Here is a 15867-nt window from a genome sequence, read left to right on the forward strand (position 1 = left end):
TTTAAAAATGGCTTGGAGAGATGGAAAAGCCAGTCTTTCTAGGTTATTGCTTTTTATGGCTTCCATAATATTGGGGATTGCTGCAGTGGTTTCCATCCAATTATTTAGCGATAATTTAAAGCAAAATATAAAGCTACAATCGAAAGCCTTAATGGGTGCCGATTTTGTAATTGATAGCAAACAAAAACCTACCGAAAAAACACAAGCCATTATAGATTCTTTAGGTGCCGATGCATCTGAAGTTAACTTTGTGTCTATGGCCGCTTTCCCTAAAAATAACGGCACAAAATTAGTAAAAGTGAGAGCGATTGAAGGCGCATTTCCTTTTTACGGAAATATCACAACCACACCAAAAGATGCAGGTGCTACTTACCAGAACTTAGGTGGCGCATTAGTTGATGCCACATTACTTTTACAATATAAAATAATACCTGGAGATTCTATTAAAATAGGAGAGTTAACCCTACCTATTATTGGTGAATTAAAAGCCATTCCGGGTAGTACAGCTATTTCATCTTCTGTGGCGCCAACCGTTTTAATTCCGTTTCGTTTTTTAGATGAAACCGAATTATTGCAATATAGGAAGTAGAAAAGAATATCAATACTTTTTTAAAGATCCGAAAGCTAATTTAGACGATTTAAAGAAAACATTAGAACCCGTTCTTGAAGCGGAAAACGCAGATATTGACACACATATTAGCACGAGCAAACGTTTAGGCAGACGCTATGATAATGTGAGTCGATTTTTAAATTTAGTCGCTTTTATAGCGCTTTTATTGGGTTGTATTGGTATTGCAAGTTCTGTGCATATCTATATTAAAGAAAAGCTAAAAAGTGTTGCTGTTCTAAAGTGTTTAGGAGCTTCTAGAAAACAAACCTTTTTAATTTATTTGTTGCAAATTATTAGCATTGGACTTATTGGAGGTTTAATAGGCTCAGGAATAGGAACGGCATTGCAATATGCATTTCCTTATATTTTACAAGACTTTTTACCTTTTAGTGTTGAAATTTCTATTTCGGCGCAGCCTATAATTATGGGGGTTACTTTAGGGATTTTAATGTCGGTTTTATTTGCTTTATTACCTTTATTAGGGACTTGGTATGTATCGCCTTTAGAGGTTTTAAGAGGCTCGGAAGATAATCTTCAAAAACCTAAAAAAGCGAGAATTGCCGTTATGTTCGCCATTGCTCTTTTTATCTTTTTGTTTGCGTTTTGGATGCTAAAAGATGCCTTAAATGGATTATTTTTTACCGTCGGAATTTTTATCACAGTTGCTATTATGGCTGGGATAGCGCAGATATTTATTAAATTAATTAAAAAATATTTCCCGAGTTCTTGGAGTTATACTAAACGTCAAAGTTTATTGAATTTATTCCGACCAAACAACCAAACCATGGTACTGGTATTAGCGATTGGACTAGGGACATTTTTAATAAGCACGTTGTATTTTACCAAAGATATTTTATTGGCTAAAACCACTATAGAAAACAAGCAAAATGATGCCAATATCATTTTAATGGATGTTCAAAAAGAACAGGAAACGGCGCTTTTAGAGACTTTTAAAAGTAAAGGCTTGGAGGTGATTAATAACATTCCGATTATTACAATGCGCATGCATAGTATTCGTGGTAAATCAGTAAATGAAATTCGCCAAGACACCACTATTAAAATGCGTAAATGGATTTTAAACCGAGAGCTTAGAGTAACTTATAGAAATGCTTTGGTAGATACCGAAGAAATTTTGGAAGGTGAATGGACAGGTAAAATGGAACCCGGAAACCCCATCTATATCTCAATAACAGACAATATTGCCAAAGATGCTAATTTGAAAATAGGGGATGCCGTTGTTTTTAATATTCAGGGTGTGCTTAAGGAAACCGTTGTTGGTAGTATTCGTAAAGTGGATTGGAGCAGTATGAAAATAAATTTCAATGTTTTATTTCCGGTAGGTGTTTTAGAAAATGCACCAACTTTTAATGTCATGACGACGCATGTACCAGATGAAGAAAGTTCAGCTGCTTTGCAAAGCGATTTGGTTCAGAAATTCCCGAATGTTACTATTTTAGATTTACGACAAGTGTTTACCATTGTTGAAGATATTCTAGATAAAATATCATGGATTATTAATTTTATGGCCTTTTTTAGTATTCTTACTGGTTTTATTGTACTTATTGGTTCTGTTAGAAATAGCAAATACCAACGTATAAAAGAAAGTGTGTTACTGAGAACTTTAGGAGCAAAAAGTAAGCAAATTTTACAAATTACGGCTCTAGAATACTTTTATTTAGGTGTTTTAGGAAGCTTAACAGGAATTTTATTGGCTTTTATTGGTAGCCAATTATTAGCCACGTTTTTATTTAAAGAACCGTTTGTACCATCGGTAATTCCGTTTTTGGTTTTTCTGCCAAGTATTACGTTTTTAGTTGTTTTGGTTGGATTAAGTAACTTAAAATCTGTATTAAAAAGTCCACCTTTAGAGGTGTTGAGGAAGGAAGTATAATTTTAATAAAAGTAAACTACCGCCGTATTATTGTGCTCATTTTACAAAGCAACAATATGAGAGAAGCGGTAGAATACAAAATATATATTTAGTATCCCATTTTGCTAAGAATTACTTTTAATTTGGTTTATTTCATTCTAATGTACTGTACATTAAAAGTGACAGGGATTTCTTATCTGAAATAAAAGTAATATTTAATTCTAGCTTAAAAATTGTGTTTCGCTAAGTTGAGTTTTAATTGTGGTGAGTGGCGGAAAAGTGTCGACGGTTACTGATAGCAAATTGATGTTTTGAAGGCTATTTCTTAACGCAGATCATGAAGTGCACTCTTATTTTCGATTAAAAATAATTTTAACAGATAGTTTTAGCCCTGATAGCAGCGGCATCCTTTTTTGTGTTATTTAATAGGACTAAACGTAGGTTGAAGAAAAGGGTTTTAGATTTAGAACAACCTTAAGGTTATCTACAAAAAAGATATAGCGAATAGCAGGAAATAGCTTCTAATAACTATTGTTTTTATTGCTTTTCGCTTAAATATTTCCAGTAGCGTTTGGGTACATGTTGAATGTGGAGTTTCATGTTTTTTCGCGACTTGATGTTTGTGCTTTTAAAATAGTCTTGCCACAGTTGTTGAAACTCTAATTCAATAGGTGCGAAAAATTCTGTTGATGTTTTAGAAGGATCAAAATTACGATCGAGTTCGAGGCTAATAAGTTCTACGGACTCTAAATTGTAATAAATGCCATATTTTCGGCTTAAGTCGTAAATAAGCCATTTTTGATCTGCATAGCGTTTTTCGAAATGTCTTTTTATTAAAGGTAAAACATTGAAATCGGGTTCTATATTTGCAAAATAAATACCGTCTTTGGTGAGTTTAAACCTTACAAAAGCTTCCATTCTATGTTTTTCTCGACTTACATTTTTAGTGAGTTTTGAAAGTTGTAAAATATGAACGTTTCCAAAATCTGAGGCAACGTTGTTTTTAGATTGAAATACATATAAAATAGCTTGGTATATAGTGTTTTCTACGGTTGGTTTTTCGCTTAAAAAGGCATAGTAAAAGCGTTGCAACTCATTGGCAGACATTTTCTTTTTTAAACCCGCCCAAACCCGGTTTGCTTTATCTGGTTCAGTATTAACCAAATCCCAATTCCCGAACATAGGCTCCTGGAAATGCTTTTCTTTAACGATAGAGACTGCTTTTAATTTCATCTCATACGCCATAAAAACGCAAGTTAAAAACCCATCGAATGTGCCATCGTAAACTAAAGTTGTTTCCATAGTAATGCTATCCAAAGAGGTTTAATTGGTTACTAAGCATTGATGTGTACTTGCTTTTAGAGTTTTGAAGTATTAAACCTTTAATTTTTTCTGGAGTGAGATCACGCTTTTCAAATTGATTTGAAGCACAGACCATAAAATATTGCGCCCGATTGAAAGCAACGCCAATAGCTTTTAAATGATCCCAGTTAAGTTGCCTGTAGCGCCTTGCATTTAAAATTTTAAAAACCGATTTCATGCCTAAACCAGGAATTCTAGCAAGCATGCGTTTATCGGCTTTATTGATATCTACGGGAAATTCATGCATATTACGCAGTGCCCAACCTAATTTAGGGTCGATATCTAGATCTAGACTTTGGTTTTGTTCGTTTAAAATTTCTTCAATATTAAAGCCGTAAAAACGCAGAAGCCAATCGGTTTGATACAATCTATTTTCTCGCAACATCGGGACAGGTGTGCCAATTTGCGGTAATCGCGTATCGTAACTAATAGGGACATAACCCGAATAATAAACCCGTTTTAAATTAAAGTTTTTATAAAAATAATTGGATGTGTACATGATTTGCATATCATTCTCGCCACTTGCTCCAACAATCATTTGCGTGCTTTGTCCGGCAGGAGCATATTTGGGTGTGCTTCTTATTATTTTCTTTTCACTTTTATATTGAATGATTTCATTTTTAACCTTTTCCATGGGTTTTATAAAATCGGCTCTATTTTTATCAGGTGCTAAAAGTTTAAGACCTTTTTCGGTTGGAATTTCAATATTAACGCTTAACCGATCGGCGTACAAACCAGCTTCACGCATTAACTCATCGCTCGCTCCGGGAATGGATTTTAAATGAATGTAGCCATTAAAATTCTCTTCTAATCTTAATTTTTTAGCCACAGCCACTAAGCGTTCCATAGTGTAATCGGCACTTTTAAAGATACCAGAACTTAGAAACAAGCCTTCAATATAATTACGTCGGTAAAAATTCATGGTTAAATCCACCACTTCCTGAACCTTAAAAGCAGCACGTTTAATGTCGTTACTTTTACGAGTAACGCAATAGGCACAGTCAAAAATACAATGGTTGGTTAGTAAAATTTTTAATAAGGAAACACAGCGACCATCTTCTGTATACGTATGACAAATTCCGGAAGCCGAGGCATCACCTAATCCTTTGTTTTTATTAGTTCTGTTACTCCCGCTAGAGGAGCAAGAAACATCATACTTTGCAGCATCTGCAAGGATATTTAGTTTTTCTTGTACACGTTGAAAAGACATTAGGAGGTGTTTAATTTGAAGCCCAAAGATACAATCTAATCAAATATAAAATGAATAATTTTGATAAAAAACCTCATATTAGTTATAATTAACATCTCATTATATGATATATAAATATTTATTGTTTAAATTAGTGCTCTGAAACCAATGGTTTAATTATGAATCGTATTAAAGAAGTATTAGAAATAAAAGGCATAAAGCAAACTTGGCTCGCTACAAAGCTCAATAAGAGTTACAATATGGTGAATTCTTATGTGCAGAACAGAAGGCAGCCTAGTCTAGAAATGCTATTTGAAATAGCAAATCTATTGCAAGTTGAAGCCAAAGAATTACTGGACGCTAGCCCATTGGTATCAAAAGAATCTAACAGCAGTGATACTGTAGAAATCCCGTTGATTGGTTCCGTAGCTTGTGGCTTACCTATTTATGCTGAAGAAAATATTGAAGCAAAAATTTCCATCTCTAAGACATTGGTTAAAAATGTAAGTGATTATTTTCTTTTAAGAGCTTCTGGTGATTCTATGAATAAAAAAGGTATTACTAGCGGAGATTTACTGTTAATAAAACAACAGCAAGTTGCTAACCATGGCGATCTGGTGGTTGCTTTAATTGATGATGATGCTACCGTAAAAGAGTTTATAGATAATGGAGATACTATTGTATTAAAACCACATTCTACAAATTCGAAACATCAACCTATAATTCTAACTACGGATTTTAGAATACAAGGTATTGTTGAAAAAGTAATAAAATTATAATAGGGAAGAGGCTTATAAAAGAAAAGCCTGCGCTATTAATTAGTAAAAAAAACATTTTTGAGCATTGAAAACGCTCATTTAATATGAAATTTTATTTCTATTATAACTTAAATCAATATTAAAATAATTATAATCAATTGTATATATCCTTAATGTATCTTTTGTTTAATTATATTTATATAGAAATAAACAAAATGCAAAACTATGGAATTGATTAACGAAGCAATTGAGTTTGAAAACGCGAAAATGAGTAACATGTCTACAAGTGACAGAGTAGTTGCATCGCGAGAAGCAAAGCGTTTAATACTCGCCTTAAACGAAATTTACAAGAAGTCTAAAGATACTAGCGTAATGGATATCATGAAGCGCTTAACTGAAAAGAAGAAAAAAATTGAAAAACGTTTGAAAGGTAGACCTGAACCTGCTTTTTAAATTATTAAATTTAAAGTAATCGTTACAAAATTGATACCCTATTGTAGAAATTCTACAATAGGGTATTTTAATTTTATAATAAAAAGAGTAAAAGATTTATATTAATTTTGTGTTTTAAATACCTTCATAAATTCTGAGATTTGTTAGAAAAAAGACAACAATTACCCCAAGAACAATTAATAGATACCGATTATTTCATTTACTGTTTAGAAGCGGTTGAAGATGTAGAAGTCGATACCGTTACTGAAGCTCAAAAAAAATTAGATCAATTAACCACGCAATATGGTGTAGCTAGTATTTATAATACTTGCGACACCATTGAAGGATTAGAAGACAACTTAAACGCCTTGGTTTTAGGTGATCATAATTTTAAAGACTACGAAATAATTTACTTGGTTATTACAGGTGAAGCAAATAGTATTTGTTTAAACGACTATTACTATAGTTTACAAGAAATTGCAGAAATTTTTGAAGGACGATTAGATGGAAAGATTTTACATTTTTCCAACGCAAAAGTTTTAGATTTAGACGAAGAAGAAGCTCAATACTTTATAGATATCACTGGAGCAAGAGGTATTTCAGGGTACGGTAATGCCTCTAATGGAATTACTAGCTCAAGTCTGGATATTGCATTCTTTAACCTATTTAACGAAGATGATAACATGCTAGATGTTGTGGAAGAATTACATCAAAGACATTACAAACTTTGTAAACTACTTGATTTTAGATTGTATTATTAAGGTGAGGGGTTTTTAACATTATATCATTTTCTTTATTTTTTTCTTGACAAATGTTTCTCGACGATGTTAATGAAACTCGTATGGAATAACTTAATTCTGTGTATAGTTTACAACCAAAGTTCCATTTATTAGTCTGTTTTCATTATCAATACCACTAAAAACACCTTCTTGTGCACCACTTGCATCTTTCAAAAAATAGGTTTTAATATAGATATTTACACGCTCCAGCGCTATAATACCCGAAAAACCAAACCGGAAATTTATCACAGAGCCTTTATTAATTAATTCAAAACGGTCTTTTTCAATGTATACATTTTCGGTTAAAGTAATAATCTGATAATTTGTTGGTAAAATTTTAAACTTTAAAGTCTCTTTAAAACCAGTGTCAAAATTAAAAGTTAAGTCATAAGTTCCAGCCAATTTGCCATACAAAGAGGCGTATGGGCTTTTACTTGATAATTCTAAGGCGTTTCTGGCAACAATACTATTATTAACAATGCGCTTGTTTCTAATTTCTAAAGCAATATATGGCGGAATAAACGCCGATTTAGATTCTAATTCCATAATCTGTTTGCTTTCACATTTTTCAAGAATGGAACGTCCTGCAACAGAATTAGTGAAAATATCGAAAGTACAATACGTACCTATAAGATAATTTAGGTGTGAAGGTGATTTATGACCTATATAATAAATCTCGCTGGCACCATCAATATACCTTTCTCCAGAAAGTGTATTGGTTTTTATGGTAATGGTATCTCCCTGACGTTTTATACTTCCATTACTATAATGTTCTCTAAAAGTACCATCATCTAAAGGATATATAAAAATATGTTGAATGGTTTTCCAGTTATTAGATATGATGGTTTGGCCTTTTAATATAGTGTCGTCTTCACCAAAATAGTAGTTAACGTAGTAATAGGTGATATCCTCGGTATCCTTATAAACTAAATCATATTGCTTTTCATATTCAATATCAGATGTTTTATGCGCATCCAAAAAAAGTTTAAAATCTTCATAACCTAAATAAAGTAAAATAATGTCTTTGTAATATTGGTTAAGCTTAATTAAGAGCTTACCTTTTTCAAACTGCCTTGATTTATCATAGAGGTATTTTCCGTTAATAAACTCCGATCCAATATCTTCAAAATCTTGCTTCAGGTTCGGTTTTGTATCATTATAAGCACCATAACCGTATAATTGTAATGCTTTAGGAAGTTTAACCAGTTGATGCTTATTCATAAAGGTTTCATGAACCTTATCAAGCATTATTTTGAAGTATTCTGAGGTTAAAACTAGTGATGATTGGCTCGTTTTCATAAATTCCTATTTATTCTTTGAAATTATTAAAAATATTTTTAATAATTAAAATTAATAATAATTAATATTTGAAAATTACTTTTATGGAAACGAAACAATGCTTTTAACTAATAATTTATAAAATGAAACAGACTATATTATTGTTATTTCTTTTGATAACAACGTTATCCTTTTCGCAAATTACCGTATCAGGTAATGTGACAGATAATAATGGAGAGCCGATAGCAGGAGCCAATGTGATTGTAAAAGGGACTTCTAAAGGGGTTATTTCAGACTTCAATGGAAACTTCCAAATTAGCACAACATCAAACAATACTATTTTGGAATTCTCATTTCTTGGATTTGAAAATCAAGAGGTTAAAGTGGATGGAAAAAGTATAATAGATATTATCTTAATTGAATCTTTAGAATCTTTAAATGAGGTGACAATTCAAGGGTTCTCCGGCGTTATTGGTAAATCTAGAAAACGTACAGAAAACATTCAAACTACAGCGGAATCTGTAACAGCTTTAAATAGTGAAGGTATTGAGAGTGCAGGTATTACAGATGTGAGTTCATTTTCGGCTTTGGTACCCAATTTAAAATTTAATTCGGCACAAGCGGTAGGTTTAAACTTTATAACAGTGAGAGGAATTCCTCAGGTTAGGGGAGGCGATGCACCTTTAGCTTTTGTTATAGATGGTGTAACTATTCCAGATCCAAGTTTGTTAAGTCAGGAGTTGTACGATTTAGCTTTAGTAGAAGTCGTTAAAGGACCTCAAGGAGCATTATATGGAAAAAACGCTATTGGTGGCGCCATAAATATTTATACAAAAGAGCCAACAAATAAAATGTCTAATCGCGTTAAATTTGGCGTTGGTAATGGTGGGAATCTCCAAGCACAATTTGTGTCTTCGGGAGCTATTAAAGAAGATAAAGTCTTCTATCGTTTTTCTACACAATACAAAAATTTTGATGGCCTATTAACCAATGAATTCCTAGATAAAAAAGTAGATTTCTCTGAAGATTTTAATATCAGAGGTCAAATAAAAGCAAGGGTTACAAATAATTTTACAATAGGAGCAACCTTTCAACATTTTAATATAGATGGCGGTGCCACTTATTATTCGGTAAATCCAATTGGTACAGATGGAGAATTTACAGGAGGTGTTCTTAATCCAAATCCTTCGGAAGGAGATAATGTTATTGTATCAGATGTTTTAGGACGTTCTGATATGAAAAATAATTATGGAAATATTAAGATGGATTACAATCTAAAAGGAGCAAACCTGCAAAGTATTACCTCTTTTAATAAAGTAGACCGCTCTACAATTGGCGATTTAGATTTTTTAGAACTTGATGGATTAACACAAGGGGAAGAAATTACTACGAAAACATTTAATCAGGAATTAAGGTTAAGCAATACAAATACCGACACTAAATTCGATTGGAGTTTAGGTGGTTTTTATCAGAATATTAAAAAAGATGTCTATCAAAACGGAACTACTGGAGTTGATTTTGGTGGTCCGGATGCATACGATACTGCAGATTACGTTAATGAAACGAATACCGTAGCCTTATTTGGATTTGGAGATTATAAAATTACAGATAAGTTTACTATTTCTGCCGGTTTTAGATACGACATAGATAAATTTAGTCAAGTAGACGATTTATTTGTTACTAGTTCTGAAAGAGACAATAATGAATTTCAACCTAAAGTATCATTGTCTTACCAAGCTTCAAAAAAGGTATTGTTATACGCAAATTATGGTAGAGGTTATAGAAATGGCGGTTACAATGCAGACCTTACCGATTTATTTAATAGAGAATTTGACGATGAAACATCAGACAACTACGAATTTGGATTCAAAACAACCACATGGAATGATCGTTTAATCTTTAATGGCTCTGTGTTTTCTTCCAAATTAACCAATCAGCAACAATATATTTTAGACCTAAATACTTTTATTGCTGGAGTCTATAATTATGATGAAACCAAAGTTTTTGGGTTCGAGTTCGAAACGCGTGCGCGCTTAACAAACTACTTAGATGTTTTTGCAAGTTTTGGATCTTCTGATGCCGAAATTGTGGAAGGTGGAACTACTGGAGGAACAGATGGAACTACAACAGACAACTCAAATTATAATGGCAACAAAACACCGTTTGTCCCTGTAAGTACCTTTGGGATAGGTTTAGAATCTTCATTTAACATTACCGATAGCGTCAAGTTTAATGGATTTATAAACCTTGATACAACAGGAAAAACATACTATCATGAAAGTAATTTAGCAAAGCACACAACAGATGCTTATTCTTTATTAGATGCCAGAATAGGGTTTTCTTATAAAAACTGGAAGCTTGATATTTGGGGCAAAAACTTAACAGATAAGCAGTATTACCAAGAATTTTCACCAGGAGAATTTGTTGGTAGTCCGGATGATGTGGCGTGGAGAGGAAGACCATTATCTATTGGAACAGCAATTTCTTTGAGGTTTTAAACTAAGAAATAAAACCGCTAAGTATATTATTTTATACAATATTAATTATGTTGAATTAGTAAGGGGGAATGCATTATTCCCTCTGTTTTTACAAAAATCATGATAGAAAATTTACAATCAAAAATAGCAAGAGTATCCAAAATATTAATAGAAGATATGTTTCAAGTAAAACCCGGAGAAACAGTCGCTATTACAGCAGATTTACCGTCTGATAGAGCTATTGTAGATGCCTTCGCGGCAGCTACTTCTGTAGCCGGAGGAATACCAATGATTATATTGGTACCAAGAGCAGAACAAGAAAGTCAGGCAGGAATGCCTTATTGGCCTTCAGAAGCTTTAACAGCTGCTTTATGTAAAGCCGATGTTTGGATTGAAGCAAATTCTATGGTGCTATTGTATTCCGACATTTGGGAAACTGCCATGCGAGATAACAAAAAACTACGCTATTTAATTATTGGAAATAGCTCTATAGAATCATTGGATCGCATATTTACAGGTTTTGATATTCAATCATTAAAACAATTACTTACTAAAACGCGAGAAAAAGTATTAGCTTGTAACACCGTTAAAATTACAAGTAAAAATGGGACTAATGTGTCCTATGACATTGATTTAAATTATGCTTTTGATATTGATGATGGCGATTATTCTAAACCAAAATTTGGAACAGCTCCAGGTTTTGTAAACATTGTTCCTAAAATAGGAAGTATGAACGGTACTATTGTTTTTGACTTTTTACAGAACGGAGAACAAGGAAGCCCCTTAGAATTTGTTATGAAGCATAGTGAGATTGTTGATGTAAAAGGGGAGAAGGAAGCAGCAGAAAAATTTAAAACATACTTAGGCTCTTTTAATGATCCAAATATGTATAAAATATCTCATAATATGCTAGGTTTGAATCCTAAAGTAACTACATTAAGTGGAGATGTAGCGGAAGATGAACGTATTTGGGGAGGCGCTGATTTTGGTTTTGGACATACAAGTCCAATGGATATGCCGCCATTAGGGCAAGTTGCAAAATCTCATTTTGATGGTGTGGTAACTAATGTGAGTGTTTTTTTAGATGATATTCAGATATTTGATAATGGCGTAGTTTGTCATCCAGATTTAAAACCATATACTCTTAATCTTTTAAAAAATTAAATGGAAGATAATAATAATCAATACGCAACCACAAAAGTTCAACCAAAAGACTTTGTATCAGGTTGGGTTGTTGGTTTCATTATTGCGAGTACAGGATTATCAGTTTCTACACTATTTTTAGGTTCAGAAATTGCACTCAATCTAGGCCTTAAGCAAGCGCTTATAGCATTTGGTGTTTCTACATTTGTGTTAACTATAATGTGTATGGCAACCACATTAATTGGTAATCGATCTAGGTTATCAACTTACATGATTCTACATTTTAGTTTTGGAGAATATGGAGCTAAAATTGTCAATTTTATTTTCGGTGTTACATTAATTGGTTGGTTTGCAGTAGCCATAGAGTTATTGGCAATTGCCATTTATGATACTTCAATTAGTACTTTTAACTTTGTTGTATCAAAGGCGCTTATCATTATCGTAACTAGTCTATTTATAACCATTACAACAGTTTATGGCTTACGTAGTATTGAAAAGCTTGCCAATTTTTCTATTCCAATTTTAACAGCGTTTTTAGGGTATGTTTTTTACCGCTCTGTTGCAGATTTAGAAAGTCTATCGCAACTTTTCGACTATGTTCCAAAAGAAAATTCAATGACTCTTTTTGAAGCAATATCTATTTTAATAGGTGCTGCGGTTTTATTTCCTGTATTAATGGCAGATTTTTCTAGATTTATAAAAACAGATAAACAAAGTTTATTTTCAGTATTGGGTTTAACCATTGGTACACCTTTGGCCTATATGCTTAGTGCTGTACCATCTATTCAAACAGGTGAAGTCGATATTATTAAAATAATGGAACAATACAACTTGGTAATTCCTGCGTTTTTATTATTGTTTATAGCGACTTGGAGCACCAATGCTACTAATTTATATTCCGCAAGCCTAACGTTTTCTACAATCAACAAAAATTGGACGTTCAAAAAGGTAGCTATTGCATCTAGTTTATTCGGAACTATATTGGCATTGCTAGGTTTTGCTACCTATCTTTTTGATTTTCTTGAATTCTTAGGAATTCTAGCACCATCAATATCTTCAATATATTTTATTCATTTCTTTTGGATTAAAAAGCAGAAGTATAATCTAGAAGATATAAATAAATGGGAATTTCCAGCATTAATAAGTTGGATACTAAGCTCTATTATTACTGTTTTTACGTATTTAGAGGTTTTTCAATTAACACATGCGTATTTTATAGATTCATTTGTTCTTGGTGGATTAATCTATGTGATTTTAGAAAGGAAGCGCATTTTCTGAAATTTTAGATTTGGCGAGCTTTGGATAATTATTCGCTGATATTTGTTATTTTAATAAATCGAGCTCTTGGTAGCGGCTATTTTACATAACGGCTAATTATAGATACAATAGTATAAAATTATAGCTTACGAATTTTAACAAACATCATCACGTAAAACAGCTGTTACATAAATGCTGACGATATAGACCTAAAGGCACTATATCCGCATTTATGTAAAATAGAACAGAAACAGTTCTATTCGCCGTTTCAAGCATATAATATATTTGTACTATAATTAATATTATGTAAAATAGAATGTTTTAAACCATACTCTAGTATCTTTCAAACTACACATAAAATATAGAAAACACGAATAACGAAATCCTGTTAAGCCACATTCATTTGTATAATATCTTTAAGTTGAGCTTTACCAATAGGTTTATTAACAATACCATTCATGCCAACGGCCATGCATTGTTCCTTAACTTCACTAATTTCTAAAGCCGTTAACGCAACAATATTACAATCTGGTTTAAAAGATTTTATAGTTTTAGAGGCTTCAAAACCATTCATTAAAGGCATATTGATATCCATAAGTATTAAATCGAAATCGTCCGTTTTACAGCGTTCTACAGCTTCTAATCCATTATGTGATATAGTGCAAATGTGCCCAATAGAAACAATAAGTTTATTGGTAATCATTTGGTTTATTTTATTGTCTTCTACAACTAAAACCTTTAATGGCTTCTTTCTATTATGTAAAGTACTTTTAGCAATAACATCCGGCGTAGCAATTTCACAAGGAATTACAAACGAAAATACACTACCCAAACCAAGTGCGCTATCTAATTTGATTTTGCCGCCTAAGGTTTCTACATGGCTTTTCACAATAGATAAACCAAGACCAGAACCAAACGATGTATTTTCTTCTATGGCTTGTTTAAAATTTTCGAATATTAACGTATGGTTTTCATTAGCAATACCAATACCAGTATCTTCAACTTTAAATTCTAAATAGTCGATATCACTATCTGTATTTACAAGGGCTACGCTAACATCTATTCTTCCTTGATTTGTGAATTTTATAGCATTAGAAATTAAGTTATCTAAAATTTCGGTAAGTTTTAAGCTGTCTAAATAATACAAATTATCTATAGCAGCCGGCATATTTAAAACCAACTCATTATCTTTTTCTTTAGCAGAATAATTAAGTGAATTTATAAGGTCGCTTATTAAAACTTGTAGATTAATAATTGTTTTTTTCTCCGCTACCCTATCCGATTCAATTTCGGTAATTCGTAATATTTTATTAACCAATTCGTGTAATCTATTCCCAGAAAACTGTAAGGAATTAATTAAGTTCTTGTGTTCTACACCTAAAGTTTTATCATCGGCTAACATTGAAGTTATCCCCATAACACCGTATAAAGGTGTACGTAACTCATGACTTATATTACTCAGTAATTCCGATTTTAAATTCGTTAAATGTTCGGTTTTAGATCGTACAGCTTCAAGATCTTTTCGTCTTTGTTTATCTTTAAAAGAATGCACAAGAAAAAGCATTAACAGAAAAAATAAAACAAATGAAACTACAATAGCCGTAATAATATTATTTCTAGAATTAGAAGTTTCGGTTTCTAATTGCGCCTGTGTAATTTCTTTTTGATATTCACTAAATTTAAACTGCGCATTTAGATCTTCTAATTTTAATCGTTTTTCGGTGTTAAAACTTAAATCCTTATAAAACTGCTTATTTTTTAACGCCTCTATTGCCGCCGTATAATTGTTTTGGGCTTCAAATATTTCATATTGTAAATTGTAGCTATCTATCAATTCAGGATATAAATCTTCTTTTTTAGCAATTTGAATAACTTTTTCTAAATACGTGTTAGCGGTATCAAATTCCAGTTTCTGTTTATTATAAAGTCCTTCTAAGTAATATAATGTTGCTATATAAACAGGATCGTCAATATCATTATCAGTTAAGGTTTTAGTAGCAGACTCTAAATAAGGTAAGGCGTCGTCAGTTTTGTTAAAATCTAAAAACAAACCCGCCATGTTTAAATGCCAAGCAGCAATATTATCAGGGTTACCATGTTTTTCAGCATAAACAAAGGCCTCGTTATAATGTTTAATAGATTTATCTAAGGTGCTTTCATCTTTAGAATAAACGCTTCCTAAACCGTTTAAGGCCGAAGCAATAATGTAATCGCTTTCTAATTCTCGACCAAATTTAAGGGTTAGTAAAAAGTATTTTTCAGCACTTTCATCATCATTTAGCATTTGATATGTAGTTGCCAAACTATTATAAGCCCGAGCTTGCTTTTCTGTTGTATTAGAAATGTTTGCTAATTTTACAGCAATAATAGAGTACTCTAACGCTTTTTCGAAGTTAGATCCAAAATTTTCTTTACGAGCCAAATCTATCAATACACTTATGCTATCGCCCACCTTTTTTGTTTCATTTTGAGGTTGACCATAGCTAAATATAAAGCTAAGCATTAATAAGATGACAAATAAAGTTCTATTCAAGCTAAATTTATTTAATTTCCTTGGTTAAGGTATCGATATAATTTATGAAATGCAAAATACCGACATATTATCTTACGAACCAATTAATTATCGGTTTTTGTACGCTTATTAATTATTTAACACATTTCATCCGTTTTTCTCATCATTATTGGCATAATTGTTGAAATTATAAATGTTAA

The 15867-nt window shown here is 32.1% G+C and carries 10 protein-coding genes and 2 pseudogenes; 8 read left to right on the plus strand and 4 right to left on the minus strand.

Annotated elements, in window-relative coordinates; genetic code table 11:
- Window positions 1-7: 7 nt before the first annotated feature.
- A pseudogene (locus BM246_RS03950) lies at window positions 8-2501 on the plus strand (ABC transporter permease).
- Between the two features lie 516 nt (window positions 2502-3017).
- Here BM246_RS03950 and BM246_RS03955 read toward each other — a convergent pair.
- Together BM246_RS03955 and BM246_RS03960 are read right to left on the minus strand one after the other, a co-directional pair.
- Window positions 3018-3782, minus strand: coding sequence for a TIGR03915 family putative DNA repair protein (locus BM246_RS03955; RefSeq protein WP_074935905.1), 765 nt, complete (start codon window positions 3780-3782; stop codon window positions 3018-3020).
- A gap of 7 nt (window positions 3783-3789) precedes the next feature.
- Window positions 3790-5052: a putative DNA modification/repair radical SAM protein gene (locus BM246_RS03960; protein WP_074935907.1), complete on the minus strand. Its 1263-nt coding sequence runs from the start codon at window positions 5050-5052 to the stop codon at window positions 3790-3792.
- Between the two features lie 158 nt (window positions 5053-5210).
- On the opposite strand from BM246_RS03960, the pseudogene BM246_RS20085 reads away from it, so the two are divergent.
- The 4 genes and pseudogenes from BM246_RS20085 to BM246_RS03975 all read left to right on the plus strand — a co-directional run.
- Window positions 5211-5387 (plus strand): annotated as a pseudogene (locus BM246_RS20085) (helix-turn-helix domain-containing protein); the annotation flags it as partial.
- Between the two features lie 12 nt (window positions 5388-5399).
- Entirely contained in the window at window positions 5400-5810 is a 411-nt protein-coding gene (gene lexA / locus BM246_RS20090) for a transcriptional repressor LexA (protein ID WP_262481199.1), read from the plus strand.
- 204 nt (window positions 5811-6014) lie between these two features.
- Entirely contained in the window at window positions 6015-6242 is a 228-nt protein-coding gene (locus BM246_RS03970; RefSeq protein WP_042495083.1) for a hypothetical protein, read from the plus strand.
- Between the two features lie 140 nt (window positions 6243-6382).
- Window positions 6383-6982 (plus strand): DUF6642 family protein, encoded by a 600-nt coding sequence (locus BM246_RS03975; RefSeq protein WP_074935911.1) that lies wholly within the window; start codon window positions 6383-6385, stop codon window positions 6980-6982.
- Between the two features lie 90 nt (window positions 6983-7072).
- Here BM246_RS03975 and BM246_RS03980 read toward each other — a convergent pair whose 3' ends face one another.
- A complete protein-coding gene (locus BM246_RS03980) occupies window positions 7073-8299 on the minus strand; it encodes a hypothetical protein (RefSeq protein WP_139221847.1) in 1227 nt (408 codons plus the stop codon).
- A 122-nt stretch (window positions 8300-8421) separates the two neighbouring features.
- On the opposite strand from BM246_RS03980, the gene BM246_RS03985 reads away from it, so the two are divergent.
- From BM246_RS03985 to BM246_RS03995, 3 genes are all read left to right on the plus strand, one after another.
- Complete coding sequence (locus BM246_RS03985; protein ID WP_083415710.1) at window positions 8422-10776, plus strand: TonB-dependent receptor; 2355 nt, start codon at window positions 8422-8424, stop codon at window positions 10774-10776.
- Window positions 10777-10875: 99 nt separating this feature from the next.
- Window positions 10876-11919 carry a 2,5-dihydroxypyridine 5,6-dioxygenase NicX family protein gene (locus BM246_RS03990; protein ID WP_074935917.1) on the plus strand — a complete coding sequence of 348 codons (1044 nt, stop codon included), beginning with the start codon at window positions 10876-10878 and terminating at the stop codon, window positions 11917-11919.
- The gene (locus BM246_RS03995; RefSeq protein WP_074935918.1) at window positions 11920-13176 is read left to right on the plus strand and encodes a purine-cytosine permease family protein; all 1257 of its coding nucleotides are present in this window, start codon (window positions 11920-11922) and stop codon (window positions 13174-13176) included.
- Between the two features lie 367 nt (window positions 13177-13543).
- On the opposite strand, the gene BM246_RS04000 is transcribed toward BM246_RS03995, so the two are convergent.
- Window positions 13544-15688, minus strand: a complete 2145-nt coding sequence (locus BM246_RS04000; RefSeq protein WP_139221848.1) for a tetratricopeptide repeat-containing hybrid sensor histidine kinase/response regulator — start codon at window positions 15686-15688, stop codon at window positions 13544-13546.
- Window positions 15689-15867: the final 179 nt, after the last annotated feature.

It is taken from the genome of Algibacter lectus, assembly GCF_900112395.1.
In the GTDB taxonomy this organism is placed as follows: Bacteria; Bacteroidota; Bacteroidia; order Flavobacteriales; family Flavobacteriaceae; genus Algibacter; species Algibacter lectus.